Origin of the sequence: Hansschlegelia beijingensis, assembly GCF_014196425.1 — a bacterium.
Classification (GTDB): Bacteria; Pseudomonadota; Alphaproteobacteria; order Rhizobiales; family Methylopilaceae; genus Methylopila; species Methylopila beijingensis.
On the sequence record NZ_JACIDR010000002.1, the window covers coordinates 669265 to 689431 of the forward strand.

Genomic DNA, 20167 nt, shown 5'->3' on the forward strand with positions numbered 1-20167 from the left:
CGCGAAAACAGACATGAACCCGGGCTCCGGGGCAGCCCGGCTCGCCGGGCAGGACGACGTTCGTTTGGGGGCTTCGGCCGTCTATCGAGGCTTTACGAAAAGGTGTCAAGCGCGCCCCCTGCGCCGAACCGCGGCCGTCTGGGGCGTCTATCGGGGGCCGTTCAGGGGTGTCGGAATACCCGCATCAGTCGCGAAAGGCCGCCAGCCCGCGCCCTCGGTTGATGAGCCGCGCCCTGCAAGTCGAATCGGCCAGGCCGGCCTCAACGGCGTTTCGCCAGGCGGCGCGCGTTCGCGCGCACGGCGCGGTTGACCGGCGCCAGCGCCGCCTCGCCGGCGGCGACCATCAGGCCGGCGGCCGCGACCGGGCCCGCAGCCGTCGCGAGGCCTCCGAGGACCTGGCCTGCCGCGAAGGTCGCTTCGACGCTCGCCGTAAGCTTCTCCGTGATCATGCGGTAGTTCTCCTGCGCGCCGCGCGCCGTCGGGCTCCCGGCCTCGGCCACCATGCTGCCCAGCCGGTTGGCGACGACAAAGCCGGCGAACGGCGCCATGGCCGCATAGCCGGTGGCGAGGGCGGCCTGCCGGCGCCACAAATCGAGAAGCTCGAACGGGTCCATACTCGGTCCTGCCTGCGCTGGCGCCTGAGCGATCATCGCTGCGCTGCAGCAACCTAACACTCGGAGCCCGGCGAACGTTCATGCGTGGGGGGAAGGTCGGCGTTGCGCGCCCGCGCGTTGACCGGTTTCGGCCGAAGCTGCCATAGCGCACGCTCCCCCAGGGCCGGCAGAGCTCCATGGTCAGCATTCTGGAACGCATCGGATCGAGCCTGTTCCAGCGGCCTTACCTGCTGCTGTCGCTGACCTCGCTGTTCTGGGCCGGCAATCTGGTGCTCGGACGCTTCGTGGCCGGCCACGTGCCGCCCGTGACGCTGGCGTTCGCACGTTGGACAGGGGCCTTCACGCTGCTCATCGGCTTCGCGCTGCCCCATCTGCGGCGAGACTGGCCGGCGATCCGCGCCAATCTCGGGCGGCTGTCCCTGATGGCGCTCACCGGCATCGGCGCCTACAACACGCTCTCCTACTGGGGATTGCAGAGCACCGAGGCGCTGAACGCGCTGCTCATCCAGTCGACCGGCCCGCTTCTGATCGGCGTCTGGACGGCGCTGCTGTTCCGCGACCTGATGAGCCGCGCTCAGCTGCTCGGCGTTCTGGCGTCGCTCGCGGGGGTCGCGGTGATCGTCAGCCGAGGCGATCTGGCGGCGCTCGCCCGCATTCATCTGAACGTTGGCGATGTCGCGATCCTGGTCGCGATGGTGATCTACGGGCTCTATTCGGCGCTGCTCAGGCTGAAGCCCGCCATGCACTGGTTGTCGTTCCTGACGGCCACCATAGGCATTGGCGCGGTGTTCCTGCTTCCGCTGCTGGCCGCGGAGCTTGCCTCCGGCCGCACGCCCACGCTGGACGCGACCACGGCCGGCGCGATCGCCTATGTGGCGATCTTCCCGTCGACGCTCGCCTACCTGTTCTTCATCCGCGGCGTGGAGTTGATCGGCGCGAACCGCGCCGGTCCCTTCTTCCATCTGATGCCGCTGTTCGGGGCGCTCATGGCGATCGCCTTCCTGGGGGAGCGTCCGCAGCCGTTCCACGCGGTCGGCTTCGCGCTGATCCTCGTCGGCGTCGCGATCGCGGCGCGAGGACGGGCGCCGGCGATCGCCCAGCAGGCGTGACGCGGCCGGGCGGGCCGGCCGCGTCGCGCGGTCAGGCGATGCCGTCGATGGTGCCGTCCGGCAGCAGCTTGATGTTCGCCGACGCGGGCACCTTCGGCAGGCCCGGCATGGTCATCAGGTCGCCGCAGATCACCACCACGAAGCCTGCGCCGGCCGACAGCCGGACCTCGCGGATCGGCAGGGTGTGGCCGGTCGGAGCACCATAGGCGGTCGGGTCGGCCGAGAAGGAGTTCTGGGTCTTGGCGATGCAGACCGGGAACTTGCCGTAGCCTGCCTCTTCCCACTCCTTGAGCTGCTTCTTGATCGCCGCGGAGGCCTGCACCTTGTCGGCGCGGTAGATCTCCTTGGCGATGGTCTCGACCTTCTGCAGCAGCGGCATGTCGTCGGGATAAAGCGGCTTGAAGTCGGCCGACTGCTCGTTCGCGACCCGCACGACCTCACGCGCCAGCGCTTCGGCGCCCTTGCCGCCGTCCGCCCAGTGCCGGCAGACCACGGCCTCTACGCCGAAGTCGCGCCGCACCGCCGTCTGAAGCGCCTCGATCTCCGCGTCGGTGTCGGCCACGAAGTGGTTGATCGCCACCACGACCGGGACGCCGAACTTCTTCACGTTCTCGATGTGGCGGCCAAGATTGGCGAGACCGGCCTTGAGAGCGTCGACGTTCTCGGTCTTGAGATCGTTCTTCGCCATGCCGCCGTGCATCTTGAGCGCGCGCACGGTCGCGACGATCACGACCACGTCCGGCGACAGCCCGGAGAAGCGGCACTTGATGTCCATGAACTTCTCGGCGCCGAGGTCCGCGCCGAAGCCGGCCTCCGTCACCGTCCAGTCCGCGAGCTTCATCGCCGTCGAGGTGGCGATCACCGAGTTGCAGCCATGCGCGATGTTGGCGAACGGGCCGCCATGGATGAAGACCGGGGAGCCCTCGATCGACTGCACCATGTTGGGGCGCAGCGCGTCGCGCAGCAGCACGCCGAGCGAACCCTGAGCGTCGACGTCCTTCGCGGTGATCGGCTTCCGGTCCGGCGTGTAGGCGACGACGATGCGGCTGATCCGCTCCTCGAGGTCGTGGAGGTCCTTGGCCAGGCAGAAGATCGCCATGATCTCGGAGGCGACCGTGATGTCGAAGCCGGCCTCGCGAGTGTAGCCGTTGGTGGGCGCGCCGACGCCCGAGATGATGGAGCGCAGCGTCCGGTCGTTCATGTCGAGCACGCGGCGGAACACGATGCGGCGCGGGTCGATGTTGAGCGGGTTGCCCCAGTAGAGCGAGTTGTCGACGAGCGCGGCGAGCAGGTTGTTCGCGCTGGTGATGGCGTGGAAGTCGCCCGTGAAGTGCAGGTTGATCTGCTCCATCGGGACCACCTGGGCCTTGCCGCCGCCGGCCGCCCCGCCCTTCACGCCGAACACCGGGCCGAGCGACGGCTCGCGCAGGCACATGATGGCCTTCTCGCCGATCAGGTTGAGCGCGTCGCCGAGCCCCACGGTCGTGGTCGTCTTGCCCTCGCCGGCCGGCGTCGGGCTGATCGCGGTGACGAGCACCAGCTTGGCGTTCGGCTTGGCCGGAAGCTCGGCGATGAACCGATCATCCACCTTGGCGATGTGCTTGCCGTAATTGTGGAGCGCGTCCTCGGGGACGCCGACCTTGGCTGCGATCTCGACGATCGGCTTCAGTTCGGCCGCGCGGGCGATCTCGATGTCGGTCGGCATTCAGCAACGGCTCCAGCGAAAAGGACTTGAGCCCGGAGGGCCGGGCGCCGCTGTTTTGGCCCGCCCGGGCGGGCGCCGCAAGCCGATGGCTCGTCGCAGCCCGCGGGCGCACGACGAAGGTATGATGAAAGCGCCTGGCGACCGGCTAAGAGTTTCGCCGGAGGAAATAATTTCTACTGACCGAGCCCGATAAGCTGGAGCAGGTCGCCCGCCAGGGTCAGGAAGGCGGCGTCGAATATCGCGAAGCCCAACGCGAGCGCCGGGAAGGTGGCCACCGAGCTCCGCGCCGGCTGCCGGCGGCGGCTCGACGATTGGAGGCGAGGAGACTGAATGCGCATGCGGCTGCCCTCGCTTCGCTAGCGCCCAGAGCCGCTGGGCCGTTCGTGCAGGCTGCGCGCCCAATTATTGACAAAGGATGACCAGGGCCGACTGCGCCGGATCGGACGGCGGCGCTTTTCCCCCGGGATTTCCGCCCTACCATCAAGGCAGACGTGATCAGCTGATAAACAGTTCGACTCTATTCAAAATGTTCGGGTTGTCGATTTACGTAATCGCAAGGTCGGGCAGGTAACGTCGAAATGTTCCCCGCGAGCCGACGACATCCAGAGACGCGCGACCGGGGGAGCTGTCGTCATTTCCGCGGGTAAGGAGTGTTTCGCATGAGCATCATCAAGCCTTTCGCGAAGGATGAGTCCGGCGCCACGGCGATCGAGTATGGCCTGATCGCGGTCGGGATCGCGATCACCATCATCGCGGTCGTCAGGGGCGTGGGCGGTTCGCTGAACAGCGCCTTCAGCAACGTCAACACGGGCCTGAAGTAAGATCGCCGAAAACGGTCTTATCGTCTTTCCTCGGCCGCCCCGGAGAGCTCCGCGGGCGGCCGAACTGTTTCCTGGCTATTGCGGCCGCGCGCTCGACATTCCGTTGCGCTGGGTGATCTGGGTCGCGGTCGCCGCGAAGGCCTCGGCGTTGTCGCCGATGGAGAGCACCGGCTCGCAGCGCGGATTGCAGGCGAAGCTCTCGCGCTTGGCGCCCTTCTGAACCACGACCGTTCCATCTGACGGGCGGCCGACATTGACGATCGTCTCGCTCAGCACGGCGCCGGCGCCGTCGAGCAGCATGATGTTCGTCGAGCCGAAGCTCTTGCCGGTGACGACCAGGACGCCGTTCCGCTGCGTGGTCGCGTCCGCGATCAGCGGATTGCCGATGATCACCGTGGCGGTTCCCTCCGGCGCGCGCATGATGCTCGCCCGGTCGACGGCCACGTCCAGAGAGTCCTGCGCGGCGAATGCAGGCTGAGTAAGCATTCCTACGGATAGCGCGCCGAAGAGGCCGCCGATGCGCAGCATGGCCGCAAGAGACGAGGTCATGAGGTCGTTCCCCAACATTCGTGCGCGCCAGTAAAGGGGAATTGGGTGAATGAATCCCTAAAACCCCCTGGGCTCCTTCGCAGCTGGCCAGATGTGAAGCCGGCTTCATCGCCTTCTCGGCCGGCGCTGTTCGCCGGCGCCTGTCAAAAGAATTTCGCCAAATGGCAAACTAAATCTTATGTATTCCAGATATAAATTCCAAATGTTTTCGATTATTTCCGCAACGATGCCTTAACCGCGTTTAACAGCATTTTGAATCACATAATAATCGCATTTCGGATTAACCCAATTGCAACTGCGGGCGGATACCTCTCGAAACGTTCCCGACGGCCGGACGATGGCGGGAGAGGGACAGGAGCAGTCGCAACCTTCGGCAACAAAGGGATCTGTCATGAGCATCATCAAGCGCTTCGCGAAGGACCAGTCCGGCGCCACCGCGATCGAGTACGGTCTGATCGCCGTCGGCATCGCGATCACGATCATCGCTGTCGTTCGCGGCGTCGGCGGTTCGCTGAACACCGCCTTCACGAACGTCAACAGCAACCTTCAGTAATCGCCGGCCCGTCGGAGGTCTGCTCGACGCTCCTCGGTCGGGACCCCGCGCAAGCGTGGTCCCGACCCGTGGCGGACGGGACCTTTCGACCGGGCGGGCCGCGTTCGGCCCGTCCCCGAGCGGCGTTCGGCCCTTGTTAGCGATTTCGCCGTATCAACGGCACGCTTTCGCGACAGGGCGACGCCATGCTTGAAATCTTCGTCGTCGTGGTCCTGCCGGCGCTCGTGGTGGTGGCGGCGGTCTCCGACCTGATGACCATGACGATTCCGAACGCGCTGGTCCTGGTGGTCGTCGCCGCGTTCGCGGCGGCCGCGCCGCTTGCGGGGCTCGGACTGGCCGAGATAGGCGCTCACCTGGCGGCGGCCGCGCTCGTCCTCGTGGTCGGGCTTCTGCTGTTCATTCCCGGCTGGATCGGCGGCGGCGACGCGAAGCTCGCCGCGGCCCTCGCGCTGTGGCTGGGCTTCGATCCGCTGCTGACATGGTTCGTGCTGTTCGCGCTGTTCGGCGGCGCGTTGACGCTCGCCACGCTCTACTACCGGTCCACGCCCTTGCCGCGGCGGCTCACCAGGGTGGACTGGCTCGCGCGGTTGCACCATCCGAAGTCCGGCGTCCCCTACGGGGTGGCGCTCGCCGCCGGCACTCTCGCCCTGTGGCCGGAGACGAACTGGTTCGCCGGGCTCGGATGATCCTTCCCGGCAGCTTAGCCGGCCAGCCAAGAGATCGCGGCGCGCGCCGTAATCCGGCTAATAGCTTTCTCTCCGTTAACCATGAATTGACGTTTGCCTGCTTAGCTCGACCCAAGAAATCAGGCGCTTCGCAGCCCGCCTTGATCCTCGGGGGACGATCATGACAGCCGCACGTCTCGTGGTCCTCGCGATAGCGCTGGTTGCCGCCGCGGGGGCCGCGATGCTGGCCGGCGGGTCCGGAAACGACGCCCCACCCCAGGCTCAGGCGCCGCTCGAGACGGTCGACGTGCTGGTCGCCGCGAACGACATCGGAATGGGCGCGGCGGTCCGCGCCGAGGACGTCCGCTGGCAGGCCTGGCCGAAGAACGCCGCGAACCCGGCCTTCGTGGAGAAGTCCACGGCCCCGGACGCGATTCAGGACACCAGCGGCTCGATCGCCCGGGCGCCCTTCGTGGCCGGCGAGCCGATCCGCCCCGACAAGCTGATCAAGGGCAGCGGCTCGGGCTATATGGCCGCGATCCTTCCCGCAGGCATGCGCGCGATCTCGATCGAGATCTCCCCGGAGACGGGCGCGGGCGGCTTCATCCTGCCGAACGACCGGGTCGACGTGATCCTCACCCGCAAGATCTCGGGGCCGAACGGGCAGGACGAGTCATACTCCGAGACCCTGTGCCGGAACGTCCGCGTGCTGGCGATCGACCAGACCGTCGAGGACAAGGACGGCCAGAAGGTGGTGGTCGGCAAGACCGCCACGCTTGAGCTTTCGCCGATGCAGACCGAACAGCTGGCGCTCAGCCGCCAGCAGGGCGCCATCGCGCTCGCCCTGCGCTCGCTGGTCGACTCCGGCGAGCAGGTCGACGCCTCCGGCGAGCCCACTCAGGACCGGGGCGGCAAGGTCACCGTCGTTCGCTACGGCGTCGCGAGCGGCGGAGGCGGTCGGTGATCGAACACTCCGCCTCTGCCCGCCGCTCAGCCATGCCCGAAGCGAAGAGTCTCGCGATGCCCATCGACAGCCGCATCCGCATGACCGGCCTCGTGAAGCGGGCGCTGCGCGCCCTGCTTGTGGCGACCAGCACGCTTGCGCTCGCGACGCCGCAGGCCGCCTTCGCAGCCGACCCGGCCTATCTGGACAGCGGCGCCTACGGCGCGCGCGACAGCCGGATCGATCTCGGCATCGGCAAATCCTATGTCGTGACGCTGCCGCGTGACGCGAAGGAAGTCTTCGTGGCCGACCCCACGGTCGCCAACGCCGTCGTGCGCTCCGCCCGCAAGGCCTATCTGATCGGCGCCGGCCCCGGACAGACAGACGTCAAGTTCCTCGACAGCGAGGGGCGCGAGATCGCGTCCTACGAGGTTTCCGTGTCTCGCGACGTGGCCTCGATCCGTTCCTCGATCAGCCGCTCGATCGACGGCGGCAATGTTCGGGTCGAGGGCGTCGGCGACGGCGTGGTGGTGACCGGCTCGGTCAAGTCGGCTCAGGAAGCCCAGACCGCGATCGACATCGCCGGCGGCTATATGGCCGACCCGAAGAAGGTCGTGAACGCGCTGCGCATCGAGAACCAGGACCAGGTCATGCTGAAGGTCAAGGTCGTCGAGATGCAGCGCGACGTCCTGAAGCAACTCGGGATCGATTACGCGGCCAACGGCCTCGACATCTTCGGCGCGAAGGTGGTCGGCGCGACGCTGTTCCCCTTCAGCGCGACCGGAACCGTGCCCAGCAACCTGTTCAACCCGCTGTTGAACGGCGGCAAGGGCACGATCACCAATCCCGCCGTCGGCTTCTTCAACAAGAACAACACCTTCGGCACCCAGTTGCAGGCGCTCGAGCGCAACGGCGTGTCCCGGACGCTGGCGGAGCCGACCCTGACGGCGATCTCCGGCGAGAGCGCGAAGTTCCTGGTCGGCGGCGAATTCCCGATCATCACCGGCATCGACGCCGACACCCGCACCGCGACCGTCACCTTCAAGGAGTTCGGCGTCGGGCTGAACTTCACGCCGGTGGTTCTCTCGGGCGGGAGGATCAGCCTCAAGGTCGCGACCGAAGTCAGCGAGATCGACAACAGCACGTCGGTGACGATGTCGGGCACCACGATCCCCGGCCTCAAGACCCGCCGCGCGGACTCCACGATGGAGATCCCGTCCGGCGGCTCGCTCGTGATGGCGGGGCTCATCCAGCAGCAGACCAAGCGGGCCGTGAACGGCCTGCCCGGACTGATGAAGCTGCCGGTTCTGGGGCAGCTGTTCCGCTCCAACGACTATCAGAAGAACGAGACCGAGCTTGCGATCTTCGTCACGCCGTACATCGCCAAGGCGACGGCGCCCCAGAAGCTCGCCAGCCCCGATGACGGCTTCGCGGAGCCGACCGATCAATCGAACCTGCTGCTCGGCCGCCTGAACCGCCTCTACGGGATCCCAGGCGAGATCGATCCGAGGACCGTCAGCCATCATCACGGCGGCTTCATCCTCGACTGAGCCACGCCGAACGGAGTTCCCGAATGACTTCCTTGCGTCACTCTCCGTTCCGTGCGGCGCTGGCGGCTGGCGCGGTCGCCGCTTCCGCCCTGACGCTGGCTGGCTGCCACGGCGACCGGATCGTCGCCGACTCCTATCCGCAGACTTACGCGCAGCGTCACCCGATCGTGCTCGCCGAGGGCGCCGCGAGGCTTGATCTGCCGGTCGGCGGCGGCCGGAGGGGGCTGACGGACCGCCAGAGAGACGACATCCGCGCCTTCGCGGCGGACTGGCGGAAGAACGGGCGCGGGCCGGTCGGCATGCTGGTGCCGGCGGGGGGAGCGAGCGCTGGGGCGGCCGACTACGCCCTGCCGGCGATCCGCACCACGCTCGCTGCGGCCGGCGTGCCTGCAACCTCGATCGTCAGCCAGCGTTATCCGGCTGATGGCGCTGGCGTCGCGCCGGTCAAGCTCGGCTTCGTGAAGCTGAAGGCGAAGGTGCCGCATCCCTGCGGTCTCTGGCCGGAAGATCTCGGCTATGGCGGCGGCGATCTCTACGGCGAGACGCAGAACCGGGAGTACTGGAACTTCGGCTGCGCCGCGCAACAGAACCTGGCCGCCCAGGTGGCCGATCCGGAAGATCTTGCAAGGCCGCGCACCGAGACCCCGGTATACGCGGCGCGCCGTCAGACGGTCATGGAGAAATACCGGGCCGGGACCGACACGACGACCGACTATCGGCAGTCGGACGTCCAGGTCAGCACCATCGGCGGCGGCAACTAAGCGGGACGCATGATGATCAAGCACGTCCAAGAGCAGGCCGGCGGGTTCGGAAGCCAGGCGGATGGGTCCGGCGGGGCCGCAGCCCAGGTGATCGCGCCGCTTCCCCGCGTGTCCATCCAGGCGTTCTGCGAGACGCCGGAGATCGCGCGGCTGATCGAGCAGTCGACCTCCGACCGCCGCATGGAGAAGGCGCACGTCAAGGTCCAGATGGGCGGCGGCCTCGCCGCCTCCGAGGCCTACAAGAACGCGCCGACGCCGAACGTCATCGTCATCGAGGGCGACGCGCATCGCGAGCGTCTGCTCGAGACGCTCGATCGGCTGGCGGAGGTCTGCGACAACGACACCAAGGTCGTCGTGGTGGGTCAGGTCAACGACGTCCTGCTGTATCGCGAGCTGATGCGCCTCGGCGTCAGCGACTATCTGGTTCCGCCTTTCGGCGTCGTGGACCTGGTGCGCTCCCTTTCGGAGATCTTCCGCGCGCCGGGCGCGGACCCTGTCGGGCGGACAGTGGCGTTCGTGGGGGCGAAGGGCGGCGTCGGCGCCTCGACGGTCGCGCACAACGTGTCTTGGGCGATCGCGCGCCAGCTGAAGCTCGACTGCGTGGTCGTGGACCTCGATCTCGCGTTCGGCACGGCGGGGCTCGACTTCAATCAGGATCCGCCCCAGGGCGTGGCCGAAGTGGTGTTCGCGCCGGACCGGCTCGACGCGGCGCTGGTCGACCGGCTGCTCTCGAAGTGCACCGAGCAGCTGAGCCTGCTCGCCGCGCCTGCGACGCTCGACCGTGTGTACGATTTCCACGAGGACGTGTTCGACCCGCTGCTCGAGATCCTGCGCTCGAACGTGCCGTGCGCGGTGCTCGACATCCCGCATGTCTGGACCGCGTGGTCGAAGCGCACCCTGATCGCGGCGGACGAAGTCGTGCTGGTGGCGAGCCCCGACCTCGCCAACCTCCGCAACGCCAAGAACATCATCGACCTGCTGCGCAGCGCGCGGCCCAACGACGCCGCGCCGCGCCTGGTGCTCAATCAAGTGAACGTGCCGAAGCGGGCCGAGATCAAGCCGAACGACTTCGCCAAGGCCCTCGACCTGCAGCCGTCGGCGATCGTGGCGTTCGATCCGCAGTTGTTCGGAACCGCCGCCAACAACGGCCAGATGATCGCCGAGACGGCGCCGTCCAACAAGGTCAACGACGCCTTCCTCGAGCTGGCGAAGAAGCTAACCGGCAAGAGCGAGGCGCGCCGCGTCAAGAAGACGATGCTCGATCCGATCATGGCGCGCATCAACTGGAAGAAGGCTGGCTGACGCCGGCCGCGAGCGGAGCGAACGATGTTCGGAAAGCGTGGGTCCACGGTCACGCCTCCAGCGGGCGGCTTCGGCCGCACCTCTGGCAATGGCGAGTTCGGCGCGCCCCTGATCCCCGTCGCCCCGATCGCGCCGGCTCCGGCAGTGGCGCAGCAGCCGGACCCGCGATCGGCGCCGCCGCCGCCTTCGCCGTCCGAGGCGAGGCGCTCGGACGACTACTTTCAGACGAAGAGCAGGATCTTCGGCGCGCTGATCGAGGCGATCGACCTCGCGCAGCTCGCGCGGCTCGACACCGAAAGCGCGCGCGAGGAAATCCGCGACATCGTCAACGAGATCATCGCGATCCGAAACGTCGTGATGTCGATCGCCGAGCAGGAGGAGCTGCTCGAGGACATCTGCAACGACGTCCTCGGCTACGGGCCGCTCGAGCCGCTGCTGGCGCGCGACGACATCGCCGACATCATGGTGAACGGCGCGGAGCGGACCTACATCGAGGTCCAGGGCAAGGTGCAGAACACCCATGTCCGGTTCCGCGACAACGCGCAGCTGCTGAACATCTGCCAGCGCATCGTCAGCCAGGTCGGCCGGCGCGTGGACGAAAGCTCGCCGATCTGCGACGCGCGCCTGCCGGACGGCTCCCGCGTCAACGTCATCGTCGGGCCGCTCGCGCTCGACGGGCCGACGCTCACCATCCGCAAGTTCAAGAAGGACAAGCTGACGCTCGACCAGCTCGTCCGGTTCGGCTCGATCAGCCCGGAAGGCGCCGAGATCCTCAAGATCATCGGCCGGGTTCGCTGCAACGTGCTGATCTCGGGCGGCACCGGCTCCGGTAAGACGACGCTGCTCAACTGCCTGACGCGCTACATCGACGAGGACGAGCGCATCATCACCTGCGAGGACGCGGCCGAGCTCCAGCTGCAGCAGCCGCACGTGGTGCGCCTCGAGACACGGCCGCCGAACCTCGAAGGCGAGGGGCAGGTCACGATGCGCGATCTCGTCAAGAACTGCCTGCGCATGCGTCCGGAACGGATCATCGTGGGCGAAGTGCGCGGACCGGAGGCGTTCGACCTTCTGCAGGCGATGAACACCGGCCACGACGGCTCGATGGGCACGCTGCACGCGAACTCGCCGCGCGAGGCCCTGTCGCGTCTCGAAAGCATGATCACGATGGGCGGCTATTCGCTGCCTTCGAGGACCATCCGGGAGATGATCACGACCTCCGTGGACGTGGTGATCCAGGCCTCCCGTCTGCGCGACGGCTCGCGCCGCATCACGCATGTCACCGAGGTGATGGGGATGGAGGGCGACGTCATCATCACCCAGGACATCATGCTCTACGACATCCTCGGCGAGGACTCGAACAAGCGGCTGATCGGCCGGCACCGCTCGACGGGCATCGGTCGCCCCCGGTTCTGGGAGCGCGCGCGCTATTTCGGCGAGGAGAACAGGCTGGCCGCCGCCATCGACGCGATGGACGCCGACGCCGCGACACGCGTCGCATGACGCCGCCGAGGGACGCCGCGCGATGATGATCCCGTCCAATCTCGCCGTCATCCTGCTCGCCGGCATCGCTGCCGCCGGAGCGGCTTACGCGCTGCTCTACCCTTATCTCTCCGGCGCGGCCCGGCTCGAGAAGCGCCAGAAGATGGTCGGGCTCGACCGTCGGCGCAGCGTTTCGCCGGCGGTGGCCGCGGACAGTCTGCGGCGCGGTCAGGTCGCGGACAGTCTGAAGGCGCTCGACGAGCGGCAGAAGCGGATCAACAGGCCGTCGCTCGAGATGCGCATCGCGCAGTCCGGGCTGAGCTGGTCCAAGGAGCGGTTCTACATTTTGAGCGCCGCGACAGGCGCCGCTCTGGCGTTCGGGGCGCTCATGGCCACCGCGGACTGGCGGATCGCCGCGGCGCTCGGCTTCGTCGGCGGCCTCGGCGCGCCGCGCTGGATGCTGTCGTTCCTCAAGAAGCGGCGCATCAACAAGTTCCTCAACGAGCTTCCGAACGGCGTCGAGGTCATCCTGCGCGGCCTGAAGTCGGGCCTCCCGCTCGGCGACTGCATCCGCATCGTCGCCAACGAGGCGCAGGAGCCGGTGAAGTCGGAGTTCCGCAAGATCGTCGAGGAGCAGGCCGTCGGCATCCCGCTCGCGGACGCCGCCAGCAAGCTCTACGAGCGCATGCCGGTCTCCGAGGCCAACTTCTTCGGCATCGTGATCGCGATCCAGTCGAAGGCCGGCGGCAGTCTCTCGGACGCGCTCGGCAACCTCTCGAAGGTGCTGCGCGACCGCAAGAGGATGAAGCAGAAGATCCAGGCGCTCAGCATGGAGGCGAAGGCCTCCGCGTCGATCATCGGCGCGCTGCCGCTGATCACCATCGGGGCGATCTCCTACACCAGCCCGAGCTACATGGAGCTGATGTGGAACACCGGGATCGGCCGCGCGATGCTCGTGCTGTCCGCCGCCTGGATGCTGGCCGGCATCCTGGTCATGCGGAAGATGATCAACTTCGACTTCTAGGCCGCCATCGGCGGATAACGGCGCGGCGCGCAACGGGGACCGGCAGATGGTCGAGCAGATCTTCAGGACCATTAACGATCCGCACGCGATGGCCGCGCTGCTCGCCGCCGTCGCCGCCATCGCGACGGTGCTGACCTTCGCGATGCCGCTGCTGGCCGGCAACCCGCTCGACAAGCGCATGAAGGCCGTCGCGACGGAGCGCTCGAAGATCCGGGCGCGCGAGCGCGAGCGGCTTGCCCGCGGCGAACGCCGGAGCCTGAAGCGCGAGCCGAAGGCCTACATGCAGAACATCGTCAGCCAGTTCAATCTGGCGAAGCATCTTGGCACGGAGGACGCCAAGGAGCGGCTGCAGACGGCCGGCTATCGCGGGCAGAGCGCGATGGTGGCCTTCCTGTTCTTCCGCCTGGTGGCGCCGCTCGTCTTCCTGGCCGTCGCGCTGTTTTATCTCTTCGTCGTGAACGACTTCGGCCTTTCGCCGCTGCTCCGCGTCGGCGGCGTCGTGTTCGCGACCTATCTGGGCGTCAAGGCGCCGGAGCTGTTCCTCAAGAACCAGACGCAGAAGCGCCAGAGCTCGATCAAGAAGGCGTTTCCGGACGCGCTCGACCTGATGCTGATCTGCGTCGAGTCCGGCATGTCGATCGAGGCGGCGTTCCGCAAGGTGGCGGACGAGATCGGCTCCCAATCGGTGCCGCTCGCCGAGGAGCTGACGCTCGCCATGGCCGAGATGGCCTATCTGCAGGATCGCCGGCTGGCCTATGAGAATCTCGGCCTGCGCACCGGACTCGACAACGTCAAGGCGGTCGGCACGGCGCTGATCCAGGCCGACAAATACGGCACGCCGATCGGGCAGGCGCTTCGCGTCCTCGCCCAGGACAGCCGCGACACCCGCATGGCGGACGCCGAGAAGAAGGCGGCCGGTCTGCCGCCGAAGCTCACGGTCCCGATGATCGTGTTCTTCCTGCCCGTGATCTTCATCGTGATCCTCGGGCCCGCCTACATCCAGGTGATGGCGGTCAAGTAGCCGGAACGCTACTCGCGCGGCGGAAGCTCTTCGGCGGGCTCGATGTCCGGCTCGGCCGGCGCGGTGGGCTGGTGCGGGAAGCCTTCGATCGAACCGAGGGGCTTGGCGTCGCGCTTGATCTCGATCGGGCTCGTCACCCAGGCGGTCATCAGCTCCGCGAGCGAGCGCAGCGCATGCATGTGGATGCGCTCATAGCCGTGGCTCGCGTCGACGCCGAAGGTGGCGAGCGCCGTCCGCACGTCGGCCCCGGCCTCGATGGCTGAGGCGCTGTCGGAGCGGTAGTAGCGGAACACGTCGCGCTGGTGGCGGATGTCGTGCTCGCGCGCCAGCCGGATCAGGTCATGCGTCAGGTGGTAGTCGAAGGGGCCGGTCTGGTCCGCCATCGCGATCGTGACGCCGAACTCATCGCTCGCCTGCCCCGGAGCGGTCGTGCCGTTGTCGATGGTCACCATAGCGGCGACGTCATTCGGCAGCACCGCGGAGGCGCCGACGCCGACCTCCTCGGCGATGGAGAGCACCCACCAGGTGTCGACCGGCGGCTTCACGCCCGACTCGATCACGGCTTTCAGCGTCGCCAGCAGAATGGCGACCCCGGCCTTGTCGTCGAGATGGCGCGAGACGATGAAGCCATTGTCGAGGAACTCCGCCTGCGCGTCGATCGCCACCACGTCCCCGACGTGAAACCCGAGACGCTGCAGATCGGCGACGTCGCGCACGAGGGCGTCGACCCGGACCTCCACATGGGGCCACCCGGTCGGCTGCGTGTCGACGTCGTCGCCGAAGGTGTGGCCCGAAGCCTTGAGCGGCAGGATCGAGCCCCTGTAGGCGCCCTGTTCGGTGAAGATCGTGCAGCGCGCGCCTTCGGCGAACCGCGCGGACCAGTGGCCGATCGGCACGACCTCGAGGCGACCGTTGGGCTTCAGCAGCTTCACCTGGGCGCCGAGCGTGTCCAGATGCGCGATCAGCGCGCGCGACGGGTTCCTGGCCTTGCCCGTAAGCTTGGCCCGGATCGCCCCGCGGCGGGTCACCTCAGGCTCGACGCCGAGCCGGACCAGCTCGTCCACGACCGCATGCGTGATGCTGTCCGTGAAGCCGCTCGGGCTCGGGATCTTGAGCAGCCCGCGGAGCTGCTCGGAGAGATAGTCGATGTCGACGTCAAGACGCGGCATGGGATCTCTGGGCCGGCTGGGGTGTCATGCGGACGAATCGGAGGGCGCCGTCTTACCACGGAGCGCGATGGAGCTCCCGCGGACGGTCGCCTCCGGTCGGAATCGCGTGATTCTAGCCTCGCCCGACGCGGCGTGCGGCCGCCGGCATCGAGAGCGGGAACAGCAGGTCCACGAACCGCTCCGCCGTCGGCTGCGGCTCGTGATTGGCGAGCCCGGGCCGCTCATTGGCTTCGATAAACGCATAGTCCGGCTCGCGCGGCGAGCGTACGATGAAGTCGACGCCCACCACCGGAATGTCGATCGCGCGCGCCACCGTCACCGCCGCCTCCACGAGGCGCGTGTGAACGATGCCGGTGACGTCGTGGATGGTGCCGCCGGTGTGCAGGTTGGCGGTTTTGCGCACGGTGACGGCCTGGCCCTCGGCAGGGATGTCGTCGAGCGAGAACCCCGCGGTGCGGACCGCGCGTTCGGTCTCCTCGTCCATCGGGATCGAGCTTTCGCCGCCGGTCGCGGCGGAGCGGCGGCGGCTCTGCGCGGCGATCAGGTCGCGGATCGCGGTCCGGCCGTCGCCCACCACCTGCGCGGGCCGTCGGATCGCCGCCGCGACGAGCTTGAAATCGATCACGATGAGGCGGAGGTCGTCGCCCTCGGCCTTCTTCTCGATGATCACGCGGTCGCAATAGGCCCGGGCTCGCTCGACCGCGCGCTCGACCTCCTCGATCGTCTCCAGCCCGACCGATATGCCGCGCCCCTGCTCGCCCCGGGCGGGCTTCACCACCACGGAACCGTGCTCGGCGAGGAAGGAAGAGAGCTGTTCCGGGTCGCCGGCCTCGATCTGGTCCGGAACGATCACGCCAGCGCGCGCCACGGTCCGGCGCGTCACGGCCTTGTCGTCGCAGATCGACATCGCGACGCCGTTGGTGAGCTCGCTCAGCGACTCCCGACAGAGGATCGATCGCCCGCCGTGCGTTAGCCGGAAGAAGCCGCCCTCGGCGTCGACCACCTCGACCCCGATCCCGCGCCGGCGGGCCTCGTCGACGATGATCTTGGCGTAGGGGTTGAGGCCGTCGACGGCGGGATCGCCCACGAACAGCCGCTCGTTGATGTAGTTCCGGCGTTTCACCGAGAAGGTCGGGACGCGGAAGAAGCCCAGCTTCTCGTAGAGCGCAATGGCCAGCTCGTTGTCGTGCATGACCGAGAGGTCCATCGACTGGCGGCCTCTCTTCTGGAAGAGCTCGGCCAGCCGCCGGACCAGGGTCTCGCCGACGCCCGGATGGCGGGCCTGCGGATCGACCGCGAGGCACCAAAGCGAGGCGCCGTTCTCCGGATCGCCGAAGGCCGCCGCGTGATCGACGCCCATGACGGTGCCGATGACCTCGTTCGATCGCGCGTCGACGGCCACGAGGTGAACCAGCTCCTCGCTGTCGCGCGACCGCTCGTAAAAGTCCGGCGGGGCGCAGACCATCTGGCGGGCGGCGTAGATGCGGTTCACCGAGTCGATGTCCACCCCGGTCTCGATCGGACGCACCGCGAAGGCCCGCTGGCCGCGCTTCGAGGGCCGGTAGCTCGACAGATCCAGGCGGAACATGTGGGAGGGGTCGAGGAACAGCTCGAGCGGCGCCTGAGCGAGCAGCACGTGCGGGTCGTCGACATAGACCGCGATGTCGCGGCGGTCCGCTCCTTCCTCTCGCAGCTCGTCGGCCAGGGCGGCCGGGTCCCCGAACGTCTGTCCGAAGAGCAACCGACCCCAGCCGCAATCCACGATGGCGTTCGCGCGGGCGCCGTCGTGCGGCGCGACCCGCTCGCCTGCGGCCGGATCGCGGTTCGCGGGCGATAGCGTCATGAGCATGAGTCCTCGTCTTCCAGTCTTGCGCGCCGGGGATTCAGACGCCGTGCGTCTGCAGCCAGACCTCGAGCAGCGCGCACTGCCATAGCTCCGACCCCTTGAGCGGCGTGATGTGGCCCTTGGGATCGGCGAACAGCGCCGCGAGATAGTCGGGCCGGAACAGGCCGCGCGACCGGGCGGCCTCGCTGCTCAGCGCGTCGCGCACCATCTCCAGCGTCTTGCCTTCGAGATATTTGAGCCCCGGAACCGGGAAGTAGCCCTTCGGCCGGTCCACCACCTCGCGCGGCACGACCTGGCGCGCGAGGTCCTTCAGCACCCCCTTGCCGCCGTCGGCGAGCTTGTGCTCGCCCGGAATCCGGGCCGCGAGCTCCACCAGCTCATGGTCGAGGAACGGCACGCGCGCCTCGAGCGAGTGGGCCATGGTCATGTTGTCGACGCGCTTCACCGGGTCGTCGACCAGCATCACGGTGCTGTCGAGCCGAAGCGCCTTGTCGATGGCGTCAGGCGCCCCCGGCATGTCGAAATGCTCCTCGACAAAGGCGCGCGCGTGGTCGGCGCCGGCATACTCTTCGGTCACGTGGGCGAGGAAGCGGCCGTGGTCGCGATCGAAGAACGCCTTGGCGTAGGCGCCGGCGGGATCGTTGGCGGCCGCGACCTTCGGGTACCAGTGGTAGCCCGCGAAGATCTCGTCCGCGCCCTGGCCGCTCTGCACGACGGTGAGGTGTTTCCGGACTTCTTCGGACAGCAGATAGAACGCCACGCAGTCGTGGCTCACCATCGGCTCCGACATTGCGTCGATCGCGCCGGGCAGCGCGTCGAGCATCCGGCTCTCCTCGATGGAGATCTTGTGATGCGTGGTGCCGAAGCGCTCCGCGATCAGATCGGAGTACTTGAACTCGTCGCCTTCCTCGCCGCCGCGCGCCTCGAAGCCGATCGAGAAGGTCTCGATGTGGTTGTGGCCGAGCTCCGCCAGCAGCGCGACGACGAGGCTCGAGTCGACCCCGCCCGACAGCAGCACCCCGACCGGCACGTCCGCGACCATGCGGCGGGCGACGGCCGTCCTGAGCGAGCCGTGGACCATCTCGCGCCACTCGTCGAAGGACCGGGCGACGTCGGCGGCCGACCGCTCATACGAAACGGTCCAGTAGACCTCCTCCTTGGTGCGGCCGTCCGGCTCGTAGATCCGCAGCGTCGCCGGGGGCAGCTTCCGCACGCCGGACAGGATCGTGCGCGGGGCCGGCACGACCGAGTGGAACGTCATGTAGGCGTTGAGCCCGACCGGATCGATCGAGGTGTCGACGCCGCCCGCCCGCAGCAGGGCAGGCAGCGAAGAAGCGAACCGGAGCCGGCCGGCGCCCTCGGAGAGGTACAGCGGCTTGATGCCGAGCCGGTCGCGGATGAGGATCACGCGGCCGGTGTCGCGCTCGTGGATCGCGATCGCGAACATCCCGAAGAGCTTCTTCGGCAGCTCGGTCCCCCAGGCCCGCCAGCCCTTGCTGATCACCTCGGTGTCGCCGTCGGAGAAGAAGACGAAGCCCTTGGCCTCGAGCTCGGTCCTGAGCTCCTTGTAATTGTAGATGCAGCCGTTGAACACGATGGTCAGGCCGAGGGCCGGATCGACCATCGGCTGTTCGGCCTTCTCGCTGAGGTCGATGATCTTCAGCCGCCGGTGCCCGAAGGCGACGCGGCCGCGCGCCACGACGCCGTCGCCGTCCGGCCCCCTGGCCGTCATGCAGCCAGTCATCGCCATGACCGACTCCACCGACGCCGGCTGGCCGAGGAAGGTCACCTCACCGCAGATTCCACACATTTCTCGTCGCGTTCCCGTTCTCTTAGTGCAGTGCAGCTAAGGCGGAAGGCGAGAAAAGCGAGTCTGCCCGGCGCCCCGGGCAGGCCCAAATGCTGGGCGCCAGCCCAGCGTCGGGCGCCGAATTCGGGCCCGCCAAGTGGCGGAGCCGGCACGCTGCTGAGAGCGCCGCGTCGCTCAGGCCTTCGCGGTCGTGAGGACGATCTTGCCCATGTGCGAGCTCTCCTCCATCAGCCGGTGGGCGTCGGCGGCGTTCTCGAGCGGGAAGGTCGCGTGCACGATCGGCTTGACCTTGCCGGCCGCGACCAGCGGCAGCACCTCGCGCCGCAGGGCCTCGGCGATCGACGCCTTCTGCGAGACCGGGCGCGCGCGCAGCGTCGAGCCCGTGACCGTCAGGCGCTTCAGCATGATCGGCGTCAGGTCGATCTGGACCTTCGGGCCCTGCATGAAGGCGATCTGCACCAGCGCGCCTTCGGGGGCGAGGGACTTGATGTTCTTGTTGGTGTACTCGCCGCCGACCATGTCGAGGATGACGTTCACGCCCTTGCCGCCGGTCTCCTCCTTCAGGACGGCCTGGAAGTCCTCCGTGCGGTAGTCGATCGCCCGTTTCGCGCCGAGCTTCTCGCAGAACGCGACCTTCTCCGGGCCGCCCGCGGTCGCATAGGCGGTCGCCCCGCGAGCGACGGCGAGCTGGATCGCGGTGGTGCCGATGCCGGACGTCCCGCCATGGACGAGGAAGCTCTGGCCCGCCTTCAGGCCGGCGCGTTCGAACACGTTGGTCCAGACCGTGAAAAAGGTTTCCGGCAGCGCCGCGGCCTCGGTCAGCGACAGGCCCTCCGGGACCGGCAGGCACACGGCGGCGGGCGCGACTGCGTACTCCGCGTAGCCGCCGCCCGTGAGCAGCGCGCACACCTGATCGCCGACCTTGAGCTCGGTCACGCCCGCGCCGAGCGCGGCCACGCGACCCGCGACCTCGAGGCCGAGCGTCTCGGGCGCGCCCGGAGGCGGGGGGTACATCCCCTTGCGCTGCATGACGTCCGGCCGGTTCACGCCGGCCGCCGCGACCTCGATCAGCACCTCGCCTTCGCCCGGGGTCGGCAGCGGACCGCGCGCCGGGACCAGCACCTCCGGGCCGCCATCGCCTTCGGCGCGCACATAGGTCATCTCGGTCGGCAGGTCGGTCATCGCTGCGGCCTCTCGCGGGCTTGGGGTCCGGAATCCGGCACAGGGTGTGGCGCGGCCGGCG

Annotated in this window: 18 protein-coding genes; 11 read left to right on the forward strand and 7 right to left on the reverse strand. The window is 68.1% G+C overall.

The window, feature by feature from the left end; translation table 11 throughout:
- Positions 1–260 precede the first annotated feature (260 nt).
- Complete coding sequence (locus tag GGR24_RS09655; RefSeq protein WP_183395117.1) at positions 261–614, reverse strand: hypothetical protein; 354 nt, start codon at positions 612–614, stop codon at positions 261–263.
- Between the two features lie 176 nt (positions 615–790).
- On the opposite strand from GGR24_RS09655, the gene GGR24_RS09660 reads away from it, so the two are divergent.
- Complete coding sequence (locus tag GGR24_RS09660; RefSeq protein WP_183395118.1) at positions 791–1723, forward strand: DMT family transporter; 933 nt, start codon at positions 791–793, stop codon at positions 1721–1723.
- A gap of 31 nt (positions 1724–1754) precedes the next feature.
- On the opposite strand, the gene GGR24_RS09665 is transcribed toward GGR24_RS09660, so the two are convergent.
- Positions 1755–3428, reverse strand: a complete 1674-nt coding sequence (locus tag GGR24_RS09665) for a formate--tetrahydrofolate ligase (RefSeq protein ID WP_183395119.1) — start codon at positions 3426–3428, stop codon at positions 1755–1757.
- Between the two features lie 659 nt (positions 3429–4087).
- Between GGR24_RS09665 and GGR24_RS09670 the strand changes: the two genes are divergently transcribed.
- Entirely contained in the window at positions 4088–4249 is a 162-nt protein-coding gene (locus tag GGR24_RS09670) for a Flp family type IVb pilin (RefSeq protein ID WP_183395120.1), read from the forward strand.
- Positions 4250–4324: 75 nt separating this feature from the next.
- Here the strand turns inward: GGR24_RS09670 and GGR24_RS09675 are convergent, their stop codons facing one another.
- On the reverse strand, positions 4325–4798 hold the full coding sequence (locus GGR24_RS09675) for a pilus assembly protein N-terminal domain-containing protein (RefSeq protein ID WP_183395121.1): 474 nt from the start codon (positions 4796–4798) through the stop codon (positions 4325–4327).
- Between the two features lie 391 nt (positions 4799–5189).
- On the opposite strand from GGR24_RS09675, the gene GGR24_RS09680 reads away from it, so the two are divergent.
- The 9 genes from GGR24_RS09680 (at position 5190) to GGR24_RS09720 (ending at position 14099) form a co-directional block, all read left to right on the forward strand.
- Positions 5190–5351, forward strand: a complete 162-nt coding sequence (locus GGR24_RS09680) for a Flp family type IVb pilin (RefSeq protein WP_183395122.1) — start codon at positions 5190–5192, stop codon at positions 5349–5351.
- Positions 5352–5536: 185 nt separating this feature from the next.
- Positions 5537–6037 carry a prepilin peptidase gene (locus GGR24_RS09685; protein ID WP_183395123.1) on the forward strand — a complete coding sequence of 167 codons (501 nt, stop codon included), beginning with the start codon at positions 5537–5539 and terminating at the stop codon, positions 6035–6037.
- Between the two features lie 160 nt (positions 6038–6197).
- Positions 6198–6980: a Flp pilus assembly protein CpaB gene (cpaB, locus tag GGR24_RS09690; protein ID WP_183395124.1), complete on the forward strand. Its 783-nt coding sequence runs from the start codon at positions 6198–6200 to the stop codon at positions 6978–6980.
- A gap of 56 nt (positions 6981–7036) precedes the next feature.
- Entirely contained in the window at positions 7037–8509 is a 1473-nt protein-coding gene (locus GGR24_RS09695; protein WP_246398188.1) for a type II and III secretion system protein family protein, read from the forward strand.
- 23 nt (positions 8510–8532) lie between these two features.
- Positions 8533–9270: a CpaD family pilus assembly protein gene (locus tag GGR24_RS09700; RefSeq protein WP_183395125.1), complete on the forward strand. Its 738-nt coding sequence runs from the start codon at positions 8533–8535 to the stop codon at positions 9268–9270.
- Positions 9271–9282: 12 nt separating this feature from the next.
- Positions 9283–10572 (forward strand): CpaE/TadZ family protein, encoded by a 1290-nt coding sequence (locus tag GGR24_RS09705; RefSeq protein ID WP_183395228.1) that lies wholly within the window; start codon positions 9283–9285, stop codon positions 10570–10572.
- 24 nt (positions 10573–10596) lie between these two features.
- Positions 10597–12075: a TadA family conjugal transfer-associated ATPase gene (locus GGR24_RS09710; RefSeq protein WP_183395126.1), complete on the forward strand. Its 1479-nt coding sequence runs from the start codon at positions 10597–10599 to the stop codon at positions 12073–12075.
- 25 nt (positions 12076–12100) lie between these two features.
- Positions 12101–13078: a type II secretion system F family protein gene (locus GGR24_RS09715; protein WP_210286141.1), complete on the forward strand. Its 978-nt coding sequence runs from the start codon at positions 12101–12103 to the stop codon at positions 13076–13078.
- A gap of 46 nt (positions 13079–13124) precedes the next feature.
- Entirely contained in the window at positions 13125–14099 is a 975-nt protein-coding gene (locus tag GGR24_RS09720) for a type II secretion system F family protein (protein WP_183395128.1), read from the forward strand.
- An 8-nt stretch (positions 14100–14107) separates the two neighbouring features.
- Here GGR24_RS09720 and GGR24_RS09725 read toward each other — a convergent pair whose 3' ends face one another.
- The 4 genes from GGR24_RS09725 to GGR24_RS09740 all read right to left on the reverse strand — a co-directional run bounded on the left by GGR24_RS09725 (position 14108) and on the right by GGR24_RS09740 (position 20106).
- A complete protein-coding gene (locus GGR24_RS09725) occupies positions 14108–15268 on the reverse strand; it encodes an osmoprotectant NAGGN system M42 family peptidase (RefSeq protein WP_183395129.1) in 1161 nt (386 codons plus the stop codon).
- A gap of 112 nt (positions 15269–15380) precedes the next feature.
- Positions 15381–17111 carry an N-acetylglutaminylglutamine synthetase gene (gene ngg, locus GGR24_RS09730; protein WP_246398191.1) on the reverse strand — a complete coding sequence of 577 codons (1731 nt, stop codon included), beginning with the start codon at positions 17109–17111 and terminating at the stop codon, positions 15381–15383.
- A gap of 40 nt (positions 17112–17151) precedes the next feature.
- Complete coding sequence (locus GGR24_RS09735; RefSeq protein ID WP_183395131.1) at positions 17152–18924, reverse strand: N-acetylglutaminylglutamine amidotransferase; 1773 nt, start codon at positions 18922–18924, stop codon at positions 17152–17154.
- A gap of 174 nt (positions 18925–19098) precedes the next feature.
- Positions 19099–20106: an NAD(P)H-quinone oxidoreductase gene (locus GGR24_RS09740; RefSeq protein WP_183395132.1), complete on the reverse strand. Its 1008-nt coding sequence runs from the start codon at positions 20104–20106 to the stop codon at positions 19099–19101.
- Positions 20107–20167: the final 61 nt, after the last annotated feature.